This window comes from Streptomyces sp. NPDC002467 (assembly GCF_042889825.1).
Classification (GTDB): Bacteria; Actinomycetota; Actinomycetes; order Streptomycetales; family Streptomycetaceae; genus Streptomyces.
This window is the reverse complement of the sequence record NZ_JBIARJ010000026.1, coordinates 62,497-81,878: the sequence shown is the minus strand read 5'-3', so window position 1 is coordinate 81,878 and position 19,382 is coordinate 62,497. Positions and strand designations below refer to the sequence as shown.

The following is a 19,382-nucleotide window of genomic DNA, read 5'->3' as shown; positions in this document are numbered from 1 at the left end:
TTTCATGGTCTGGAAGAGTCCCTCGGTCTGCGTCTGTCGCGCCGGGACTTCGCGGAAGGGGAGGTGCGTGCTGCGTACTGGGCACAGGGACAGGGGTACGGGTATCGGGGCCGAGGTCAGGGGCCGGTCTCCAGGCCTTGGCGCGGCCTCCTCCCCCGCCGCGAGCGACGTCACGCCGGGCACCGTGACGGCGGCGCTGTTGGTGCCGCTGCTGACCGTGGCGGGTGTGGTCACTTCCCTGCACACGCAGGAGATCGAGTACGAGTGGGCCGACCGGCAGATCGAAGCCTGCCGACACCTGCCCTTCCCGGTGACGGAGTACGGCGCGGCGTGGGCCGGTGTGGGCCTCGGCCTGATGGCGGTAGCGGTGTTCGTGCTGCTCGCGCGCCGGCTCCGCGGACGGTACGGCCTCCGGCTCGGAGACAGCCGGCCGGGCCTCGTCGCGGCTACCACCGTGGGGTTCAACGTTCTGTTGATTCCGATGGAACTGATCCAGCTGTACGCCGTGTACTCGGCCGCCGCGACGGGGATCAACCTCGGCGACGGGTGCTGACCAACTCGTGCGTCGTCGACGGGCAAGACGTCGACGCCATCGGAACGGTGCTCGACCTCAATGCCGTGGATGTCGTGATCTGGTGGTGGAGTGCGGCGCGCCGACCCATCCCATGTGCACGGCCCCGGACGTCTCAGATCTCGTTGAGGAGCTGCTCCATCTCGTTGAGTTCGGGTCCGCTCAGGGTGGTCCGGAGGTCGAGGAGTTCCGCGGTCCCTGCGGGGGTGCGCTTGACGAGGATGCAGTGGAGGGCCTGATGGATGGTGGTCTCGGCCTGGTAGGCGGGGTATTCGGTGTGCCGGAACACGGCCCCCAGCGAGCCGTCGGCCGTCTGGGTGATGGGGGTCGCGGGGTCCAGGGCCCAATCGTGGCCTTGGCGGCCGTCGATCCCTCGGTGGCGGGGCAGCAGGAGCGCTACGGGGGGGAAGTGAACGAAGGGGTGGCGGGAGGGCCGGTGAGGTCGGCCCCGTCGGGGCCTGTATGCCGGGAGCCGTGAGGGGTGCTGATGGTGCGCCCGCCGTGGTCGACGTCCAGGATCCAGCGGTCGGTCGCCAGATAGCGCAAAGTCCCGGTCTCACCGGTTTCCCCGTCCGTGAAGACCGTACGGAACGAGCAGGCCGCCTGCGGCGGATCGGCGGCGAGCAGCAGTCGGAGGAGGGTGGTGTGGTCCATGGCTTGGCCCTGCCTGTTCTGTGCCGGGCGCGGGTCTCGCCCTTCTCGAACGTGCGACTCGTCGTTGTGTGGCAGGTGGCACGGTCACTCCGGACCGGTCCCGCCGTGGACACGGCTGTGCCTCACAGAGCCGGCCCTCGCTGTGCGCCTCCTCGTGCCCATCCGGCGTCCGCCGAGCTGGCCGGCTGAGCCCTACTCCTGGTCATCCGCCAGCAGTGATCCAAGCTCTCATGAGGTGACCACCCAGCCGCATCGCGAGGCCCTGATCAGATCGCAGGTGGGATGTGGTGCGCTGCTGCGATCAGCTCGGGGCCGTTGCGTATTCGGTCAAGGCAGTTCCCCTACGCGTTGCCTTGACCAGGCGAGGGGTCGTCCCGCACAGGATCTTCGGGTCGGGCGTGAAGGCCTGCTTCGACGGCTTGGTCACTCCACTGTGGCCGCCGCCTCCGGCCGGGCGGGGAGGGTGGCCGAAGCGAAGGCGAGGACTTCCTCGACCGCTTCGCGCAAGGTGCCGAAGTGGCGATGTACGCCGTCCACCGCCGTGGAGGTGTTGACGCCCCACACCGTCATCCCGGCGCGCAGGCCGGCCCGCACCCCGGAGGGGGCGTCCTCGATGACCAGACAGTCCTCCCGGCGGGCCCCGAGTCGCGCGGCTGCCTGCAGATACGGCACCGGCGACGGCTTGCCTTCCTCCACGGCGGCCGCGTCCACCAGGACCTCCGGGACCGGCAGGCCCGTCCGTGCGAAACGGCCGCGCACCCGGTGCTCATAGTTCGACGTGACCAGCGCCCAGGTCCCGGGCCGCAGAGCACCGAGCAGTTCCGAGGCGCCGTCGAAGGCCCCGTAGGTGCCGGTGCGGACGTCCTCGTCCTCCAACTCGTGCAGCGCGGCGAGGCACTCGCGAGGGTCCTGGTCCGGAGCGACCTGGGCGAAGGTCTCCATCGGCCGCGTTCGCAGCGCCACCCGGTGGACCTCATCGGGGTCCAGGCCGTATCGCTCGGCCCACGTTCGCCAGACCAGGCGCTGATTGTCCAGGGCATCGATCAACGTGCCGTCGACATCGAACAGGACATACCTCATGGCGCCGGACGGGCGGGGTTCGCTGATCATCTGTCGATCATGCCATCAGGTGCGGACGACGCGTGCGCGAGGACGAGGGCGACCTCGGGGTGGTCCGAGGGCCGGCCGTCTCGTCCGCCACACTGGCGCCCGACCCGGCGCGGGCCGGCGTGGCGCGGCGCGTCCGCTTCCCCGCGCCACACCGCGCACCGCAGGCTCTCGTAGGAGGAACTCGCGGCACTTCCCGGGGTGCCGACTACGTGGTGAACACCCGTCATGACGATGTGGCGTACGTACACATGTCGGACGGGACGGTCCACTGCATCAAGCCCTGGAGCAGCTACTCGTTCGTCAACGACGAACCGATGCGATACGCGGACGGCGTTCGGATCTCCTCCTCCACCTGCTGACCGGGCCACCACGACCGGCAGCGATGTCAGTGGCGGATGGAAGACTGCCCGTATGACCGAACCGAACCCGAAAGCGGACCTACTGCGATACCTCCAGGAGGCGCGGGACGCCCTGGTGTGGAAGCTCGACGGACTCTCCGAGTATGACGTCCGCCGCCCCCTGACCCCCACGGGAACGAACCTGTTGGGGCTGGTCAAACATGTCGCCGGTGTGGAACTGGGTTACTTCGGCGACACGTTCGGGCGACCGTTCTTCGACGAGGAGCCGCCTCCGTGGTGGTACACCGAGGAGACGGAATCCAACGCGGACATGTGGGCCACGGCGGACGAGTCGCGGGAGCAGATCATCGGGCTGTACCGGCAGGCGTGGGAGCACTCCGACAGCACGATCGCGACGCTGGCGCTCGACGCGGTGGGGCACGTCCCGTGGTGGCCGGAGGAACGACGAGCGGTGACGCTGCACCACGTCCTGGTGCGCGTGATCTCCGATACTCAGCGGCACGCCGGCCACGCCGACATCCTGCGAGAGCTCATCGACGGATCCGTCGGACATCTGCGAGGCACGGACAACATGCCGCCGGAGGACCAGGCCTGGTGGGAGGGCCACCGGCAGCGGTTGGAGCGCGTCGCGCGGGAAGCGAAGGACTGAGGCCCACTCGACACGCCGCGCCGAGGAGACGGACCCCGGCGAAGGCCTCCCCGGTCGCGGGTTGCCGGAACGGAACCCGCGACCGGGGAGGCCCCCGCCCCTGCCAAGGCCGGACGGGCGGGCCGGCGGGCCGGCGGGCGGGTCAGCGCAGGCCGGCGAAGAGGTCGTTCTCGGGTACGGCCGCGCCGGTGGTGTCCTTGACACGGACGAAGGTCTCCATGCCCATCAACTCGCCGAACCGCTCCTTGCCCATCTTGAGGAAGAAGATGTTCTCGCCCTGACTGGCGTGCGCGGCCAGCGCGTCGAACTTCTGGCCGCTGAACGCGGTGGTGTCCACCCACGTGGTGATCTCGTCATCGGGGAGGCCGATCTCGGCCAGCGCGGCGGCCTCGGCGGGGTCCGGCTCCGGCATGTCCTCGTGGAACTCCCGCATGATCTCCCCGAACCGCTTCATCCCGGAGCGGGGCATCGTCGTCCAGTAGACCTTCGGGGTCAGCGTGGTCATCTCCAGCGCCGCCATCGTGATGCGGTGGGCCTGGATGTGGTCGGGGTGGCCGTAGAAGCCGTTCTCGTCGTAGGTGACGACGACATCGGGCTGGTAGTGCCGCATGAGTTCCGCGAGTCGGGCGGCGCCTTCCTCCACGGGGGTCCGCCAGAAGGATCCCGGCGCGTCGTTGCTCGGCCAGCCCATCATCCCGGAGTCGGCGTAGTCCAGCATCTCCAGATCGCCGACCTTCAAGACCTCACAGCTCGCCTCGAGTTCTCGACGGCGCATCAAGGCGACGGTGGCCGGATCGTGGCCGGGATCGCCCGGCTTGGCACCCGCCGGTCCGTCACCGCACCGGCCGTCGGTACAGGTCACGAGAACGGTGCGGATTCCTTCCGCCGCGTACCGTGCGAGGACCCCACCGGTGCCGGTGGCCTCGTCGTCGGGGTGGGCGTGCACTGCCATGAGCGTCAAAGGCCGGTCGGTCATGCGGTCCTCCAGTGAAAAGTGGAAATTCATCGTCTTGCCACGAGGGCACGGCGGGCGTGCCGGCGGACGGCCGGACGCTCTCCGAGTTCCCGGCGTACTCCGCGTTCCCCCACCCGTGCGTGGCCGTCCCTCGGTGGGTGCAACCTGCATACCGGATCAGCTGTTCCCCGCGCGGCCGCTTGGTCTTCAAGACGTCCGTGCGAGTCGCGTTCGATTGGGCTGGTGCGGGTCGAGGGCGTCCGGGTGGTGGTAGTCGCCCGGGAAAGGGGTCGGTCGGCGCGATTGGGGGAAGTCTGCTCGCGATCGCCACGGTCGTCGTCGAGGGAGATTGCTGACGTGCGCACTTTGACCTTCGTTGTCGGTACGGGCCGTAGCGGGTCCACCGCGCTGTCGGGCATCCTCAACGCGCATCCGGACGTGCTCAGTCTGAACGAGCTGTTGTCGTCCGTGCAGAGCCGGGGCTTCCCGGAAGGCCGGCTGGGCGGTGGGGAGTTCTGGCGACTGCTCGCCGATCCCAATCCCCTGTTCGAGCGGATGATCCGCAACGGGGTGCCGATGCCGGAGTTCCTCTACACGCGCCGTCCCGGACGCTTCGCGACCGAGACCACCGGCATCCCCGCCCTGTCCCTGATGGTCCTTCCCCACCTCAGCGACGACCCCGACGGCCTGCTCGACGAGCTGGAGAAGAAGGTGCGCGGCTGGCCGGAGCGGACCGCCGCCGGCCAGTACGAGACCCTGTTCGGCCTGCTGTGCGAGCGGTTCGGGCGTACGGCGGTGGTCGAGCGGTCGGGCTACTCACTGGAGCGGGTGCCGCTGCTGCGCAGGGTCTTCCCGCGGGCGCGCTTCGTGCACCTGTTCAGGGACGGGCCCGACTGCGCGCTGTCCATGAGCCGGCACACGGGCTATCGGCTGATCTTCCTGTTGCGGGAGATCCTCGCCCGGACCGGCGTCGAGCGCGTCGAGGACCTGACAAAGGAGCAGATCCGCTCCCTGCCGGCCGAGTTGTCACCGTTGTTGTCCGAGCCGTTCGATTCGGCACTCGTACTGGACCGCGAGCTGCCGTCCACCGGTTTCGCGACGCTGTGGTCTCAGCTCATCGTCCAGGGTGTGGCGCATCTCGACGCGGTGCCCGCACCGGCACGGACCACCCTCGCCTACGAGGACCTGCTCGACGAGCCCCACAAGGAGCTGACGCGGCTGGCCGCTTTCATCGGTGTCGAGCCGTTCCCGCAATGGCTCGACGCCGGGGCCGCGCGCCTGGACGCCGGCCGCCGGGGCGCCTCCCTGCGGCTGCCGGAGACCGAACTCGCCGCGCTGCGCGAGGCCTGTGCCCCCGGTGCACGGGCTCTGGCACACAGCCGCGTACCGGAGGAGTGGTGACCGGAGGTGTGGTGAAGCGGCGTCCAGTACCGTCGTCCGGCGCACGTCGGTGTGCCGTTCGGCGTGCCGTTCGGCGCACCTCCGCGTGAGCCTCGCACGGCCTTCCGCTCAGGGACCCTAGCGTGGGTCCATGACGAGGAATCAGGCCATGGGGCGGCGGGCGGCCGTGGTGCTCTGCGCGACGGTGGCGCTCATGGGGCCGGGGAGTCCGGCCGGCATCGCGTCCGCCGGGACGGCAGCGACCGGGACGGCGGCGGCCGGGACGTCCCCACGACCCGGTGCCCTCGTGTACATCGCCGACCTGCACTCCGACACCGTGTCGGTCGTCGACGGCGGCACCGGCAGGGTCGTGGGCAGTATTCCTGTCGGGGACGGACCGGACAGCGTGGCCGTCAGCCCGGACGGCTCCCGGGTCTACGTCACCAACTCGGCGGCAGACACCGTGTCCGTGATCGACGCCCGTACCAGGAAGGTCGTCGACACCGTCACGGTCGGGGACGAACCGAGCAGGGTGACGGTCTCCCCCGACGGCCGGAACGTCTACGTCGCCAACGTCAAGTCGGACGACGTGTCGGTGATCAGCACCCGCACCCACTCGGTGACGAGCACCATCCGGGTAGGCCGTGCCCCGCTGGGCGTGGCGGTGACCCGCGACGGGTGCACCCTGTACGTCGCCAACGCCGCCTCCGGCACCGTCTCGGTGGTCCGAACCTCCACGGGCACGATCGCCGGCACCGTCCCCGTCGGCAGCGGACCGACCGCCCTGGTCCTCACCCCCGACGACCGTCACCTGTACGTGTCCAACATGGACTCGGACGACGTGTCGGTGGTCGACGTCCACGGCGGCACCGAATCGGACCGCATCCCGGTCGGCGACCAACCGGCGGGAATCGGGGTGCGACCGGACGGCCGCCGGGTCTACGTCGCCGACATCGGCTCGGACAACGTGTCCGCGATCAGCACGCGCCGCCGAGCCGTCACGGACACCATCGCCGTGGGGAACGCCCCCAACGGCCTCGCCGTCAGCCCGGACGGTTCCCGGGTCTTCGTCAGCAACTTCGACTCGGACAGCCTGTCCGTCATCGACACCTCGACGGGCCGCGTGACGGACACGGTGTCCGTGGGCGACGGGCCGACGGGTGTGGCAGTGGCAGAGCCAGAGGCAGAGGGCAAGAGGGGCTGAACCGGGTTCGGTGCCCCGGACACCGCGCCGGGCCGGCGGGGGTCATGGCCGGGGGTTCCGTGCCCTGGCCCGAGGGCCCCACCGTGCGCTCGCGACGATCGGCGGGGAGGTGAGTCCGAGGGCGGCGTTGTCCTTGCCGTCCCCCATGTGGTTGAGCCAGCGTTCGTACCAGGACAGGAAGTCCCGGGCCGAAGACACGTTCGCGGACCAGAAGCTGTCCGCGTTGCCGGTGAGCATGCGGCCGGCCAGCGGTCCCGTGACGCCGATGAGGCACAGGTCGGTGCAGCCCATCTCGACGATGTGGAGGAACCTGTCACCACGCATGGCGCTCGGGTGGAAGACGTGGGTGAAACCACGTGGACTTCCGTCCTGCGCCTTGGCGTTCATGGTGAACAGCCTGCACTCCTCCAGCGGGAGGAGACCGTAGAAGGGGCCGGCCCCACTGCCTCCGAGCCGGAGGAGGAATTCACGGTAGGCCGTCGGGAGTGCGATGTGGTGTTCCGCCTCGAAGGCGTCGGCCTGCGCGGATCCGATGCGCGCCCCGAGGCGGAACTGGTGACGCTCGGCGCCCATTGAGTGGCTGCGCTGCGGTTGGTACGGCATTCGGGCCAGCTTGGTGCGAATGCGCGGTATCCGGTGGTCCATCGAAGGACCTCTTCTCTCGTCGACCGGGAGCATAGCAATAGGCCGTCGCCGACCCCGCCCCATCCGAACACCGGCGCAGCCCGTCCGGTCCCGTCCGCTCCCGTCCGGTGGGCGTTCAGTCGTCGATGGGGAACCGGGGCCGGGTCCAGAGGGTGAGGTCGCTGCTGGTCGCGACGGCCAGGGTGAGACCGGAGGGGGAAAAACCGGCAGCGCGCAGCGTCGAGCGGTTGGAGTGGAAGACGTGCCACCAGGTGCCTCCCGCCGCTCCGTCGTTCGCTCCGCCGTCGACGGAGAGGATGACGCGGTCCTGGGGCCAGTCGGGGCTGACGACATCCAGCGTCCAACCGTCCGGGGTGGTGAGGTGCAGACCGCCGCCGAAGAGGCCGGCGATGCGGATCTCGGTGCCCGCGACGGGTCCGAGTCCGGGGCAGGCCAGGTCCGGGTGTGCGTCGGGGACGCTGGTGGCGGGGTCGGGGTGCCGGTCGCGTGCGATCTTCTCGCCGGTGACGGCGTCGAAGAGTCCGTGGCCGTCTTGGGATACGACCATGACGAGGTCGTGTCCGGTGTCCGGATGGACCGCGAAGCCGATGCCGAGCAGGCCGCCGATGGTGGTCGTGCGGTCCATGACCGGTTGCCAGGGTGCCGGGGCCGGCATGACGGGGGCAGCGAGGTAGCGGTCGCGTACGCGCTGCTGGTGCTCCGTGATCAACTCGTCTCCTCGGTTCGGTGCGCGTCGAGGATCTCGCACGCAGCCGAGCCGGTCGAGCCCGGCCGCCCGCGCCGCCGTTCACTGTGATCCGGATCACTCAACCTCGTTGTGGGCTCGGGTCGTCGAGAGGGCGACCATCTGGGAGGGAACAGGCAAGGAGCTTTCGGCGACGCGGAGTTCGCCGAGTTCACACGGGCCCGCTGGGGGGCTTTCGTGCGCTTCGCGCACGGGCTGACGTTGGACGTCGGCCGCGCCGAGGACCTCGTACAGCAAGCCCTGGTGCGCTTCTGGCGCATGCGCGGCCGGGTGGCGATCGGCGATGTGGCGGCCCAATGGAGCTCGTCGTCCCCCGTGGGGAAACGTGCGGCGATCCCGCCCGGCAGCATGTTCCGCGAGGCCAGGCACGCCTGGCCTTCCCGGCCGCCGGCCGACCCCGCCTGCATCCGCCCGCAGGTGCAGGTGCAGGCGTTGGACGCGGCGGGCAACCCCCCTGGGCGCCCCCAAGGCGGCCGACGTCAAACAGCAGTTCAAGGACCGGGTCCCGCCGTGGTGCCGGACCGGTGGCGACCACCCCGCGGACGGGCCGGAGTCGACCACCGCGCCCGATCCGGACTCGGGGCTCGTTCCCGGCGCCCCGTGCGGTACGCCGAGTTCGGCCCTGGGGCGGCCGGTGTCGCCCACCTCGCCGCCGGCCTCTGCGAGCCGGACCCCTTGAACCGCCCACGTCCTGAGGCGCCCGGTCGGCCACGGCTTCGGGGTGAGCGGCCGTGGCCGTGCCGGGCCGTGGCCGTGGCCGTCCGGGCGTTCCCGCCTCGGGCGGTCGGGTCAGTGGGCCCAGGGCAGGCGTACGGCCTCGATCTCCGGGTCGCCGAGGAGGGCTTCGACGAGCGGGGCCGGGCCGACGACCTTGGTGGCCCACAAGTCGTAGTCCGTGCACAGGATCCAGGAGCGGTCATCAGCCCAGAAGTTGGACGGGGTCCACCATCCTTCGTCGGGGTGGTCGTACAAGGCCTTGGCGTCCGCGAGCCGGCCGGCCCGGACGTGCAGGTTGTCGAAGTCCTCGGCCCCTTGACCCAGCGGGGTGTAGTAGGCGAGGCAGCGGGTGTCCGGCCCCTGGGGGCCGTGTTCGGTGAGGATCTCGATCAGCCGGTCCCAATCGGCACGGTTCAGGGTGCACTCGGACGGACCGATGATGCCGACGGGCCAGCCGCCCGACTCGCGGAGAGAGGGAAAGGACCTGTAGTCGGGCAGGTGCCCCTCCGCGGCCACGGGATCTCCCGTCCGCCGGGCGAGCTCTGCCCAGCGCAGGCGGCGCCAGCGGGGTCCCGGGTGCTCGCCCTTGGACGGCGCGAAGGTGTCGGAGGGATCGTCGAACACCTCTGCGGGGTCGAGGCCCGGGATGATCTCACGGCCTCCGGTCCGACTGTTCAGGAAGGCCCGCTGGTACTCGACGTACGACATGTCGAAGGGCCCGAGTTCGTGTTCGTACATGGAGTGGAGCACCCAGGCCGCGTCGGGCAGCGCCGGCGGCATGAAGCCGGTGAGCCCGTCGTCGTCGGCCAGTTCCCGCAGGCCGTCGGTCTCCGCGGACGTGGCGAGCGGCCACAGGGCGGTCACCGGGGCCGTTGGGGTCTCGTACATCCGCTCAGGATATGGGCACCTGGTTCCGCGCTCCTCGGGCGCGCTCCTCGGGCGCGGTACTCGGGCGCTCATGTGCGTTCCGCGTCCTGGTGCGCGTGCTCGGCGTGCGGCCGGGCCGGGTCGGAGGCGGCGGGACCGGGCGTGGTGGGCTCGCCGCGGTGGATCCACAGGAGGGCCCCGGCCATCAGCACAGTGCCTCCCAGCAGCCAGGGAAGGGGGCCGTGCGGCAGGACGCCGACGGCCAGGCCGGTGAGGGCTCCGGTCAGTTGCAGGGCGAGGGACTGGACGGAGAGGGCCGTGGCGCGTCCCGCACTGGGGACTCGACGGTGCAGGAGGTCGTTCTCGCTGGGTCCGGCCGCGCCGAGGCCGAGATACACCAGGCCGTATCCGGCGACCGCGAGGGCCGTGGATACGGGGCCCGTCGCCACGGCGGTCGCGCCGAGCAGGAGCAGGCCGCTCGCACTGGTGCCCAGGCTCACCAGAACCGCACGCTCGCCGCTGCCCGCCAACCGTGCGGCCGTGGGCGCGAGATGGCTCCCGATGCCCGAGCAGACGAAGCCGGCGCAGGCGAGTGCGGCGAAGAGCATCGCACCCGATTCCGGTCCTCCGGTGAACGCTGCGGCACGGTTCGGCGTCAGCAGCTCGACCGCGGCCAGGGCGCTGCCGGCGGCCGCCGCGCTGAGGAGCACGCGCCGGACCAGGACGTCGCGTCCGCCGAGCCGCAGCCCGTCCGCGACGGTGGCCGGTATGCCCCGGAACACGGAGCGCGGCGTACTGGGTGCACGGGGCGGCTCGGGGAGGGCCACGAGGACGTACAGCACGAAGGCGATCTGGGCTGCCGCGCCGAGCAGCGGTGGGACGGAGAGCGGTATCACCAGCCCTGAAGTGGCGTCGCTCAGTCGGGCACCGACGTCGGGGACCAGTGCGAGGAGCCATGGGAGGGCGCCGCCGAGGAGGGTGCCGGCGGCGAGCGCCGCGGAGGTGGCGGAGCCGCCGCGGGCCAGTCCGGTGCGCAGGTCGGCGTCGGGGCCGGAGTGCGCCTGGACGGTGTCCACGTACCAGGCCTCGGCCGGCCCGCTGGACAGGGCGCGCCCGGCGCCCATGAGGGCCATGCCGAGCGTGAGGACCCAGGGCGCGGTGCCCAGGCCCTGGAGGGTGAAGGCGGCCAGGTTCAGCAGGCCGGCCGCGGCCAGGACGACCCGGCGGCCGAGGACGTCGGAGAGTCCGCCGGTGGGCAGTTCGAGTGCGGCGGCGGTGAGGGAGTGCGCGACGAAGAAGCCCGCGATGGCGGCCAGGGTCATGCCGCGTTCGGAGAAGAGGAGGATCAGGGGGGTGCCGGCCAGGCTCAAGGGCAGCCAGAAGAGGACACAGGCCGTCACGTAGCGGCGTCGTGCGGAGCGCGGGTCGGGCGGCGCGGTCACTGTGCCGCCTCGGTGCGCGTCTCCGACGGGGTGAAGGCGTCCGGCGCCGGCTCCGGCTCCGGCGGCGCGGTGTCGTGAGGAGCGAGTGGCAGTCCGGCGGTGACGAGAACGACATGCGCGGCGCGGGGGTCGCCCTCGTCGCGCTGCGTCAGCTCTTCCAGTTTCCGGTCGAGCGTGTCCCAGAGTTCGGTGAGCGACTCGGGGGTGAGACGGGGCATCAAGTCGTTGATCCCGGCCGGTTCCAGCCATTCCGGGCCCAGTCGACCGGCCGCGACGTCCGCCTCGTGTCGGGCGAGTGACGCCTCCAGGTGTTCGACCTGGCTCTTGCGGGAGAAGCCGAGGAAGGCCCGGCTGTCCGGTGAGGCCTCCATCGCCCGGTTGTTCCAGGAGGTCACGGAGTGCACCGCCTGCCAGCGGCGCTCTCGCCCGTCGCGGTGCTCGGCGTCGGCGACGAACGCGTACTTCGCCAGGACGCGCAGGTGATAGCTGGTGGAGGCGGACGACTCGCCGGTCCTGACGGCGAGCTCGCTGGCGGTTGCCGGGCCGTCCTGCCGGAGCAGCCCGAGCAGCCGGATGCGCAAGGGGTGCGTCAGGGCCTTGAGGGCTGCGGCATCCCGCTCGGGATCGAGGAAGCGTCTCTGTTCTTCGCTGACCATGACCGGAGGCTATGGGCCTCGGATGGTTCGCAAAAGTATTTTTGCAGAATTTGTTTTGGAAAGTTGGTCGGTGGTGCGCGGCGTCGCGCTCGGTGTGGTGGCGATCATTCCCGCACGGGACCGGCCCCGCGGCCGTCCCGCGGCGCGAAGGCCGCGAGGGCGTCGGCGTCGGTCGCGCGAGCGTGCAGGAAGTACTCGGCCCACTCGGTGATGTCGGGGTAGGACGAGTCCTGGCGGAGCCGGGTGGCCGCGGCTTCGAGGTCGAAGTGTGTGGTGCGGAGTTCGACGCCCGGGCCGAGAAGGGCCCAGTGTGCGCCGGTCCGTCCGTAGGGCATGCCGACGCTGCCGGGGTTGATCACGAGTCTGCCGTGAGCGAGACGGACGAACGGCATGTGGGTGTGGCCGCAGACCACGGTGCGGATGTCGGCGTCGAGTCCGTCGAAGACTTCCTGCCAGCGGTCGAGGCGGGAATCGACCAGGACGACCTCCTCGTCGTCGCGAGGGGTGGCATGGCAGAACAGCGTCTTCCCCAGCCCGTTCACGGAGAGGGAGAGCGATGGTGGCAGTGAGCCGAGCAGGTCGAGATGGTCCTCGCGGAGCTGTTCGGCTGCCCAGGGGGCGATCGGGTCGGGGATCGTGTCGCGTTGCCCCCGGCGGTATTCGAGCAGTTCGCGGTCGGCGTTGCCGCCGATCCAGATGACGCGGTCGCCGAGGCTGGTCAGCAGGTCGAGAACCCGGGTCGGTTGCGGGCCGGCGGCGATGTCACCGGTGAGCACGATGCGGTCGGCGGTACGGACGTCCGGTTCGGCGAGCACGGCCTCCAGGGCCGGCAGGACTCCGTGGATGTCGGACAGGACGGCTGTTCGGTTCGGCATGGTCACCACTGTGGGTTGAAGCGGGCCGGGTGGTGCGATCTTTCGCCAGGCGCGTAGCTCCTCTTGGCGGATGGCCGAGGCGCGGCCCTGCGCGGAGTCGACGCCGGCGCCTCCGTCTCCATGGCCGACCCCACGTGTGTGGGACTCACCAGCCGGACGACGACGTGCGCCCGGGGCTCCGCCTGGCAACTCCCATCGGATCCTCGGGTGGCGGGAGCCCGTACGAGCCCACCCGTGTCGCGGGGCACCACTGCGGATGCGGGGAACAGGGGCCCGGAGGCGCCCCGCGCCTACCGGAGCCGGTCGGTGAGCGTGGGCCGGTCACAACCCGGTGGACGTCATCCGGATACTGACGTCATGGCAGTCACCCAGCAGCTCGCGCGCATCCCTGCGGAGTACCTCTCCACCTGCCGCCGGTCCGCCGGCGAATCGCCGGATGGAGACCCTCACTGGGATCCCCCGCAGGGGGATGTCCTCGACCTGGACTGGGCGCCGTCCCTGCTCGAACGGGTCGGCGTGCTGGGAGGTCTCGACGGCGTCCGTCTGAACGCGCTCCGGCAGGCGCTCACGGGCGACAGTGTCGTCGACCTCGGCTTCCTCAACACACATCCGCACGCCATCGGTCCCTTCGGACCGGATCCCACGTCCCTCTCCGCGGCTCGGGTGGCTCACGTCTCGGAACTGCTCGGGCAGATCGACTTCCCGGCCCTCCTTGCCACCCTGCCGGACGACGAATCACAGGCCGCCGCCTTGATCGGAAATGACGCGGACACGATCGTCGGCGGCCCGAGGAAGTACCTGCTGGGGCACTTCGACTCCCTGCGCGAGTTCTATCACGACGCATCCCGACGCCGGCTTCTCGTCGTGCTCTGGTGGGACTGAGAGGGACGGTCTCGCCGTCTGCTCAGGTCGGGCTCCGGGGAAGGCGTACCTGCCGGCGGATCGTGTTCAGCGCCCCATGTCGTGATCGCTCAAGGTGAGTTCGGCCACCGCGGCGTCCTGGACGTTCTCGATGTCGGGGATGTAGGGCCTGGTGTTCAGGTCGCGCGTGCAGAAGGTGACCGTCGCCGTCAGGAGGTCGTCGTCGAGTCCGCCCAGGGAGAGGATGACGTAGGCCAACGCGTCCTGGTCGCCGAAGCGCCGCTCCGCTTCGACCAGGCAGGCGAACGCATAGGCGAAGCACCTGCGGAGGAGAGGCCCCGTCCGCTCGGACTCCGCCCGCGGGAGGTCGCGGTCGGTCATCCCCCGCCCGTTGATCCAGGTCTCCTCCTGGAGCACGTCGACGTACGGGGGGACGGTCTTCGGGATCAACCCGGTCAGGACCCGCGAACCGTTCGGGGTGTACGTCCAGCCCTTCTCCTTGACCTGGCGGAACAGGTACGGGATGTCCTCGTCGGTCAGTTCGGCGAGCGGGTGTTCCGCCAGGAGTGCGGTCATCTTCGGGTTCTTCTTCACGACTCCTCCGTTTCCGTGAGGCACGCGGCCGGTACGGCATTCTCCGTGGCCCCCCGGGGACCCCGATGATCATGATGGTCTGCGCATCGAGGAGAATGCACATGACACGAGCGAGCGAGAGCAAGCGACGGCCTGTGGCAGGAAGAGGGGGCACTCCCGTTGATCGCGGACGCGGAGAAGAGTGAGCAGGTACGACCGTTCACGCACATGGGGGAACAGCTCATCGCGGTGTGTTCCTACGAGTTGGGTCCAGGGGTCCCGACCCCTCCCGAAGCGCTGCTGGCCCCGCCCCAACCCTCCGAGCTCCACCGGCGCATCGAGGAGAAGCTGCCCCAGCCGCTGCGCCGGCTGACCCGGTCCCGGCTGCTCGATCCCCTCCGGTCCCGGCCCGCGGCCGCGGCGAACGCGGTCGACCGACTGCCGGACGCGGTGGACGACCTGGGCACCCGCATGATGCACGGCAAGAGCATGGAGGGTGGCTGGGAGAGCGCGGCCGGACACTTCGTGATCAGCCGTGCCAACGCCCGCGGCTCGGCCACCGGCGGCCTGCTCGCCGTCACCGACCGGCGCTGGTTCGCCCTGGCCGACGTATCGCCGCTGTGGCAGCTCACCCCGGTGATGCAGCAGGTGTGGGAGGCGCCCCGACAGGCCGTCGCCGCCCTGCGGGTCAACCCCACGGGGGTGCTCCAGAAGGGGCGGATGGACATGGAGTTCACGGACGGCTCGTGGGTCGCCCTGCTCGCCTCGCCCGCCGCGCAAGCCTCCGCCTTCGCAGCGGATGCGGCCCGCTACCGCTGACACCGCCTGCCTCAACGCCGGTTGAACAGGTCCCGCAGCCGGCCTCCGCGGCGCTTCGCCGCGAGCGGCCAGGGCCCGTGGGATTCGAGTTCGTCGGCGAGCCGGGACAGGAAGGCGCGGAACTCGTCCTCCCCGAAGGGCTCTTGACCCTCGTACGGGTCGAACGTGCTCGCCAGTGGCCGGTCCGTGGTCAGCACCCACCGCAACGCGGCCACCTGCTCGGCCATCGGCCGGTCCGAGAGCGGTTCGAGCTGCATGGCCGTCGCGTACCGGCGTACGAGGTCGTCGCCGAGGGCCGCACCGCTCTCCCGGTACATCGCCTGGTACAGGATGCAGTTGACCAGCCCGAACGCCCATGTCTCCATACCGGCCATCGCCGATCCCCCTTTCGCCGAGGTCCATCAAACCAGCCGACGTCAGCCGCCGTGCCGGTGCTGTTCGGGCAGTCGGCTGTCGGGGTGGGCCCACAGGAGGACGTTGTCTGGGCGCTCGTCCGCGAAGAAGGCGAGGACGTCCTGGTCCGAGTGGCGCAGGCTGAAGTGGGTGAGGACGAAGAGGGTCTCCGGGTGGGCCTCGACGACGGGCCGGAGCCGGCTCCACACGGTGTGACCGACCCGGTCGGCCCGGTCCAGCTCGGCGTCGTCGAGGAAGGTGCACTCGGTGATGATCACCGGGTAGGCGAAGAGCCACGGGTTGGCGTCGAAGACGCTCACGTGGGTGTCGCCGAGGAAGGCGAACAGCGGTCGCAGTGACTCGTGTTCCACCTCGGCGCCCTCCTTGCGGCGCTGGGCGAGGATGCGTCCGAACTCGGCGCCGCTCCGGCCCTGCGCGCTGAGGGAGCGGCGCAACTCAACGTATTCGGGCAGCAGTTCCTTGCGGCGTTCGGAGAACGCGTAACCCACGCACGGCACCTTGTGCACGCACTCCACCACCCGTACGTGGTGCCCGCGACGGCCGAAGGTGAACTCGTCGCCGCCGCGCACGCCGTGCAGCCGGCAGTTCGCGGCCAGGGCGGGGTCGTAGGCCGTGCCGTGGTTCAGTTCGGCGGAGGTGCGCAGGAAGCGCTCCACGTACGGGACGGCGGGGGCGGGCAGGTGGATGTCGACGCCGGCGGGCCTGGCGGCGAGGTGGTCGAGGTCCTTGGAATGGTCGTGGTGGGTGTGGGTGAGGAAGACCGTCTCCGGCTGACGGCCTTCCACGAGGCCGGCGTCGAGCGCGCAGCGCAGTTCGGGAACGTGGAAGAACGTCTTGTCGTTGGCGCGTGAGTACCCGGTGAGGGTCAGCTCGGTGCCGGGTATCCGCCAGGTCTTCCACTGGCGGAACGGGTGTCCGCGTTCGAGCCGTTCGGGGTGGGCGGGGGTCCGTTCGGGGCGCCGCTCGGGGGGCTGTGCCATCGTGCCGGTGCCTCCGTCGGACCGCCGTGATCGAGGTGAGGGACGCGATCGTAGCGGTCACCGTGGCGGGACGGCCCGTGGTTTTCCGCGCCGGCGGCACGGCCCGGACCTGCCGACTCCTCATCGGGGCGGGTGGGTGCCGGTTCCGGTGCTCCCCCGCTCACAGCCAGCCGTGGCGTTGCGCCTGGAGGCCCATCTGGAAGCGGTTCTCGGCGCCCAGGCGGGCCATCAGGACCTGGAGGCGGCGGAAGAACGTGCGTCGGCTGACGCCCAGTTCACGGGCGATGACCTCGTCGCTCGCGCCTCCGGCGAGGAGGCGGAGCAGTCGACGGTCGGCCGGCGGCAGGCCGGCCGGGCGGGTGGCACGGCCGTGCAGGGGCATGGCCGCCTGCCAGGTCTGCTCGAACAGAGCGAGCAGTGCGGAGAGCAGACCGCACGGCTGTACCACCAGCATCGTGTTGTGCACGTCCGCCTCCCTGATCGACAGGGACACCAGCGCGTACGCTTCGTCGATGATCACCAACTTGACCGGCACCGACGGCGCCACCTTGGCCTGCTCGCCGGCCTCGATGCACGGTTCGATGGCCGTCTCCAGCTGCCCGGGGACCTCCAGCGACGCCCGCGAGTAGACCACCCGCTGCGTGACACCGCGGGCGAGGGTCGCCAGCGCGTCGTCGGTGGCTCCGACCAGCGGGAAGTACGGCGGCGAGTCCAGTTGCCGGATCTGCTCGCGGGCGCTGGCCCACGCGTGGCGCATCCTCGGGCCGATGGCGTCGCCCGTCACCACCTCGACGAGGTTGTCGTTGTACGCCGCGAGGCGCTGGCGGCGGAACGACTCGAACGCGCCGCCGACCGTGATGCGCGACTCCTCCAGCTCCGCCGCCCTGTGCCGGGCGAGGATCTCCAGGCCCGCGGCGGGCGGCACCGGCGCCACCACGTCCGCGCCCTCCTCGGCGGCGCTGGCCAGACCGGCGTCGACCAGCTCGCCGTAGGCCGCGGCGAGCCCGGCGCCGTCCACTCCGGCCGCCTCCCCGATCGCGCCGAGCGGAGCGGGGGCCAGTTCCAGGAGCGCCAGGTACACGCGGCCCGCCACCGGGTCGATGCCCAGCAGCGTCAAGGCCTCGCCCAGTTTCGTGTTCGCCATGCACCACATTATCGACGCCGGCGAGGGGGGAATGGCCGATCAGTGCCACTGGCACCATCGGTCCTCCCCCGCCCGCCGTAGCGCAGTACCGTCCGGGAGTCGCCGAGTCGACGAGGTCTCGGGCGGCAGTCGAACCCATCGGGAAGAAGGTGCACGACGTGGCGAAGAGTCGGAAGAACGGCCTCTACTCGGGGATCTCCGAGGAACTGTCCGCCCTGATGAAGACGGGCTGGGCGGACACCGAACGGCACGACGTCCCGCTCGACGAGCAGGCTCCGTACGCGGCCCGCAGGCGCGCCGCGCTCTCCGCGCGCTTCCCCGGTGAGCGGCTGGTGATCCCGTCCGGCAACCTCAAGGCCCGCTCGAACGACGACACCTACCCGTTCCGCCCGTACTCCGGCTACGTCCACATGACCGGGGACCAGGCCCGCGACGGCGCGCTCGTCCTCGAACCCCGTGCCGACGGCGGCCACGACGCGTACTGCTACCAGTTGCCGCGGGACGGCCGGGACACGGACGAGTTCTGGCTCGGCTACACCGCCGAGCTGTGGATGGGTCGGCGCGCCTCCCTCGCCGAGTCCGAGCGCCGGCTCGGGCTGGCCTGCCGCGACGTGCGCACGGCGGCGGGCGAACTGGCCGCCGCCCCCGACGTGCCCACCCGCATCGTCCGCGGCGTCGACCCGGTGCTGGAGGACGCCGTCACCACCGACGCGGACCGCGACGCGGTACTGGAAGAGGCCCTGAGCGATCTGCGCCTCGTCAAGGACGCGTGGGAGATCGGCGAGATGCGCAAGGCGGTGGACTCCACCGTGCGCGGTTTCACCGACTGCGTGGGCGAGCTGTCCCGGGCGGTCGCGTCCTCCGAGCGGTGGATCGAGGGCACCTTCTTCCGCCGCGCACGGCTGGAGGGCAACTCCGTCGGCTACGGCTCGATCTGCGCCGCGGGCGACCACGCCACGATCATGCACTGGACGGACAACGACGGGCCGGTGCACCCCGGTGACCTGCTCCTGCTCGACGCTGGCGTGGAGACGAACACCCTCTACACCGCCGACGTCACCCGCACCCTGCCGATCAGCGGCACGTTCACTCCCGTGCAGCGCAAGGTGTACGACGCGGTGTACGGGGCCCAGGAGGCGGGCATGGCCACCGTGAAGCCGGGGGCCGCGTACCGCGAGTTCCACGTGGCGGCGCAGCGGTACCTGGCGGAGAAGCTCGTCGAGTGGGGCTTCATCGAGGGCCCGGCGGAGCGCGCGTACGAGCTCGGACTCCAGCGCCGCTTCACCATGGCCGGCACCGGCCACATGCTCGGCCTGGACGTCCACGACTGCGCCGAGGCCCGCAACGAGGACTATGTCGACGGCGTGCTGGAGCCGGGCATGGTGCTCACGGTGGAGCCCGGCCTGTACTTCCAGCCGGACGACCTCACGGTGCCGGAGGAGTGGCGCGGCATCGGGGTCCGGATCGAGGACGACCTGCTGGTGACGGCCGACGGCCACGAGAACCTGTCGGCGGGTCTGCCGCGCTCGTCGGACGAGGTCGAGGCGTGGATGGCCCGCGTCGCGGGCTGACGGAAGGATCCCGAAGTCCCGGCGCCGCCCGCGTGGCGCCGGGACTTCCGTCGCGTACCCGTCGGGACCCTGAGGTCTGGATGCACCCGAACGGGTCCGCCGCCGGGACGAACGTCATGTCCACACACGGCGGCGGAGTCCGCGGCGGAATACTACGGATCATTGCGGATCGCTTGGACGGGGGCGTTTCC

At 70.9% G+C, this 19,382-nt stretch carries 22 protein-coding genes; 8 read left to right on the top strand and 14 right to left on the bottom strand.

Features of this window, described 5'->3' with window-relative positions:
* The first annotated feature begins 184 nt into the window (after positions 1-184).
* Entirely contained in the window at positions 185-553 is a 369-nt protein-coding gene (locus tag ACFYYJ_RS36985) for a hypothetical protein (RefSeq protein WP_389138784.1), read from the top strand.
* Between the two features lie 133 nt (positions 554-686).
* Here ACFYYJ_RS36985 and ACFYYJ_RS36980 read toward each other — a convergent pair whose 3' ends face one another.
* The 3 genes from ACFYYJ_RS36980 to ACFYYJ_RS36970 form a co-directional block, all read right to left on the bottom strand.
* Positions 687-860 (bottom strand): hypothetical protein, encoded by a 174-nt coding sequence (locus tag ACFYYJ_RS36980; protein ID WP_389138782.1) that lies wholly within the window; start codon positions 858-860, stop codon positions 687-689.
* 107 nt (positions 861-967) lie between these two features.
* Positions 968-1,225: a hypothetical protein gene (locus ACFYYJ_RS36975; protein ID WP_389138780.1), complete on the bottom strand. Its 258-nt coding sequence runs from the start codon at positions 1,223-1,225 to the stop codon at positions 968-970.
* A 423-nt stretch (positions 1,226-1,648) separates the two neighbouring features.
* Positions 1,649-2,335, bottom strand: a complete 687-nt coding sequence (locus ACFYYJ_RS36970; RefSeq protein WP_389138778.1) for an HAD-IA family hydrolase — start codon at positions 2,333-2,335, stop codon at positions 1,649-1,651.
* A gap of 32 nt (positions 2,336-2,367) precedes the next feature.
* Here ACFYYJ_RS36970 and ACFYYJ_RS36965 point away from each other — a divergent pair, with 32 nt between their 5' ends.
* Both ACFYYJ_RS36965 and ACFYYJ_RS36960 read left to right on the top strand, forming a co-directional pair.
* Positions 2,368-2,694: a hypothetical protein gene (locus ACFYYJ_RS36965; protein ID WP_389138776.1), complete on the top strand. Its 327-nt coding sequence runs from the start codon at positions 2,368-2,370 to the stop codon at positions 2,692-2,694.
* Positions 2,695-2,746: 52 nt separating this feature from the next.
* Positions 2,747-3,343: a DinB family protein gene (locus ACFYYJ_RS36960; protein ID WP_385123329.1), complete on the top strand. Its 597-nt coding sequence runs from the start codon at positions 2,747-2,749 to the stop codon at positions 3,341-3,343.
* 142 nt (positions 3,344-3,485) lie between these two features.
* Here ACFYYJ_RS36960 and ACFYYJ_RS36955 read toward each other — a convergent pair whose 3' ends face one another.
* On the bottom strand, positions 3,486-4,319 hold the full coding sequence (locus ACFYYJ_RS36955) for a PIG-L family deacetylase (protein WP_389138773.1): 834 nt from the start codon (positions 4,317-4,319) through the stop codon (positions 3,486-3,488).
* A gap of 336 nt (positions 4,320-4,655) precedes the next feature.
* On the opposite strand from ACFYYJ_RS36955, the gene ACFYYJ_RS36950 reads away from it, so the two are divergent.
* Both ACFYYJ_RS36950 and ACFYYJ_RS36945 read left to right on the top strand, forming a co-directional pair.
* Positions 4,656-5,699, top strand: coding sequence for a sulfotransferase family protein (locus ACFYYJ_RS36950; protein WP_389138771.1), 1,044 nt, complete (start codon positions 4,656-4,658; stop codon positions 5,697-5,699).
* Positions 5,700-5,829: 130 nt separating this feature from the next.
* On the top strand, positions 5,830-6,882 hold the full coding sequence (locus ACFYYJ_RS36945; protein ID WP_389138769.1) for a beta-propeller fold lactonase family protein: 1,053 nt from the start codon (positions 5,830-5,832) through the stop codon (positions 6,880-6,882).
* A 42-nt stretch (positions 6,883-6,924) separates the two neighbouring features.
* Here the strand turns inward: ACFYYJ_RS36945 and ACFYYJ_RS36940 are convergent, their stop codons facing one another.
* The 6 genes from ACFYYJ_RS36940 to ACFYYJ_RS36915 form a co-directional block, all read right to left on the bottom strand.
* Positions 6,925-7,527, bottom strand: coding sequence for an SMI1/KNR4 family protein (locus ACFYYJ_RS36940; RefSeq protein WP_389138766.1), 603 nt, complete (start codon positions 7,525-7,527; stop codon positions 6,925-6,927).
* Between the two features lie 115 nt (positions 7,528-7,642).
* Positions 7,643-8,236 (bottom strand): hypothetical protein, encoded by a 594-nt coding sequence (locus tag ACFYYJ_RS36935; RefSeq protein WP_389138764.1) that lies wholly within the window; start codon positions 8,234-8,236, stop codon positions 7,643-7,645.
* 825 nt (positions 8,237-9,061) lie between these two features.
* Positions 9,062-9,877 carry a hypothetical protein gene (locus ACFYYJ_RS36930; protein WP_389138762.1) on the bottom strand — a complete coding sequence of 272 codons (816 nt, stop codon included), beginning with the start codon at positions 9,875-9,877 and terminating at the stop codon, positions 9,062-9,064.
* A gap of 68 nt (positions 9,878-9,945) precedes the next feature.
* Positions 9,946-11,298, bottom strand: coding sequence for an MFS transporter (locus ACFYYJ_RS36925; protein ID WP_389138760.1), 1,353 nt, complete (start codon positions 11,296-11,298; stop codon positions 9,946-9,948).
* Positions 11,295-11,954: a helix-turn-helix domain-containing protein gene (locus tag ACFYYJ_RS36920; RefSeq protein WP_389138758.1), complete on the bottom strand. Its 660-nt coding sequence runs from the start codon at positions 11,952-11,954 to the stop codon at positions 11,295-11,297. Before ACFYYJ_RS36920 ends, ACFYYJ_RS36925 begins: the two co-directional genes overlap by 4 nt.
* 104 nt (positions 11,955-12,058) lie before the next feature.
* Positions 12,059-12,829: a metallophosphoesterase family protein gene (locus tag ACFYYJ_RS36915; protein ID WP_385366644.1), complete on the bottom strand. Its 771-nt coding sequence runs from the start codon at positions 12,827-12,829 to the stop codon at positions 12,059-12,061.
* 357 nt (positions 12,830-13,186) lie between these two features.
* Here ACFYYJ_RS36915 and ACFYYJ_RS36910 point away from each other — a divergent pair, with 357 nt between their 5' ends.
* Positions 13,187-13,711, top strand: a complete 525-nt coding sequence (locus tag ACFYYJ_RS36910; RefSeq protein ID WP_389138756.1) for a DUF1877 family protein — start codon at positions 13,187-13,189, stop codon at positions 13,709-13,711.
* Positions 13,712-13,777: 66 nt separating this feature from the next.
* Here ACFYYJ_RS36910 and ACFYYJ_RS36905 read toward each other — a convergent pair whose 3' ends face one another.
* Positions 13,778-14,284, bottom strand: coding sequence for a hypothetical protein (locus tag ACFYYJ_RS36905; protein WP_389138754.1), 507 nt, complete (start codon positions 14,282-14,284; stop codon positions 13,778-13,780).
* Positions 14,285-14,491: 207 nt separating this feature from the next.
* Here ACFYYJ_RS36905 and ACFYYJ_RS36900 point away from each other — a divergent pair, with 207 nt between their 5' ends.
* Positions 14,492-15,082: a hypothetical protein gene (locus ACFYYJ_RS36900; RefSeq protein WP_385123298.1), complete on the top strand. Its 591-nt coding sequence runs from the start codon at positions 14,492-14,494 to the stop codon at positions 15,080-15,082.
* Between the two features lie 11 nt (positions 15,083-15,093).
* Here the strand turns inward: ACFYYJ_RS36900 and ACFYYJ_RS36895 are convergent, their stop codons facing one another.
* From ACFYYJ_RS36895 to ACFYYJ_RS36885, 3 genes are all read right to left on the bottom strand, one after another.
* On the bottom strand, positions 15,094-15,456 hold the full coding sequence (locus ACFYYJ_RS36895; RefSeq protein WP_385366641.1) for a hypothetical protein: 363 nt from the start codon (positions 15,454-15,456) through the stop codon (positions 15,094-15,096).
* A 42-nt stretch (positions 15,457-15,498) separates the two neighbouring features.
* Positions 15,499-16,476, bottom strand: a complete 978-nt coding sequence (locus ACFYYJ_RS36890) for an MBL fold metallo-hydrolase (protein WP_389138752.1) — start codon at positions 16,474-16,476, stop codon at positions 15,499-15,501.
* A gap of 160 nt (positions 16,477-16,636) precedes the next feature.
* Positions 16,637-17,620, bottom strand: a complete 984-nt coding sequence (locus ACFYYJ_RS36885) for a LuxR family transcriptional regulator (protein WP_389138750.1) — start codon at positions 17,618-17,620, stop codon at positions 16,637-16,639.
* 158 nt (positions 17,621-17,778) lie between these two features.
* Here ACFYYJ_RS36885 and ACFYYJ_RS36880 point away from each other — a divergent pair, with 158 nt between their 5' ends.
* Positions 17,779-19,191 carry an aminopeptidase P family protein gene (locus tag ACFYYJ_RS36880; protein WP_389138748.1) on the top strand — a complete coding sequence of 471 codons (1,413 nt, stop codon included), beginning with the start codon at positions 17,779-17,781 and terminating at the stop codon, positions 19,189-19,191.
* Positions 19,192-19,382: the final 191 nt, after the last annotated feature.

What these genes read in the sequence shown, in the direction of transcription:
- ACFYYJ_RS36920 (WP_389138758.1), bottom strand. Translation starts at nt 11,954, where the DNA reads ATGGTCAGCGAAGAACAGAGACGCTTCCTCGATCCCGAGCGGGATGCC.
- ACFYYJ_RS36885 (WP_389138750.1), bottom strand. Translation starts at nt 17,620, where the DNA reads ATGGCGAACACGAAACTGGGCGAGGCCTTGACGCTGCTGGGCATCGAC.
- ACFYYJ_RS36960 (WP_385123329.1), top strand. Translation starts at nt 2,747, where the DNA reads ATGACCGAACCGAACCCGAAAGCGGACCTACTGCGATACCTCCAGGAG.
- ACFYYJ_RS36975 (WP_389138780.1), bottom strand. Translation starts at nt 1,225, where the DNA reads ATGGACCACACCACCCTCCTCCGACTGCTGCTCGCCGCCGATCCGCCG.
- ACFYYJ_RS36915 (WP_385366644.1), bottom strand. Translation starts at nt 12,829, where the DNA reads ATGCCGAACCGAACAGCCGTCCTGTCCGACATCCACGGAGTCCTGCCG.
- ACFYYJ_RS36900 (WP_385123298.1), top strand. Translation starts at nt 14,492, where the DNA reads ATGGGGGAACAGCTCATCGCGGTGTGTTCCTACGAGTTGGGTCCAGGG.
- ACFYYJ_RS36940 (WP_389138766.1), bottom strand. Translation starts at nt 7,527, where the DNA reads ATGGACCACCGGATACCGCGCATTCGCACCAAGCTGGCCCGAATGCCG.
- ACFYYJ_RS36930 (WP_389138762.1), bottom strand. Translation starts at nt 9,877, where the DNA reads ATGTACGAGACCCCAACGGCCCCGGTGACCGCCCTGTGGCCGCTCGCC.
- ACFYYJ_RS36890 (WP_389138752.1), bottom strand. Translation starts at nt 16,476, where the DNA reads ATGGCACAGCCCCCCGAGCGGCGCCCCGAACGGACCCCCGCCCACCCC.
- ACFYYJ_RS36970 (WP_389138778.1), bottom strand. Translation starts at nt 2,335, where the DNA reads ATGATCAGCGAACCCCGCCCGTCCGGCGCCATGAGGTATGTCCTGTTC.
- ACFYYJ_RS36955 (WP_389138773.1), bottom strand. Translation starts at nt 4,319, where the DNA reads ATGACCGACCGGCCTTTGACGCTCATGGCAGTGCACGCCCACCCCGAC.
- ACFYYJ_RS36945 (WP_389138769.1), top strand. Translation starts at nt 5,830, where the DNA reads ATGACGAGGAATCAGGCCATGGGGCGGCGGGCGGCCGTGGTGCTCTGC.
- ACFYYJ_RS36910 (WP_389138756.1), top strand. Translation starts at nt 13,187, where the DNA reads ATGGCAGTCACCCAGCAGCTCGCGCGCATCCCTGCGGAGTACCTCTCC.
- ACFYYJ_RS36895 (WP_385366641.1), bottom strand. Translation starts at nt 15,456, where the DNA reads ATGGCCGGTATGGAGACATGGGCGTTCGGGCTGGTCAACTGCATCCTG.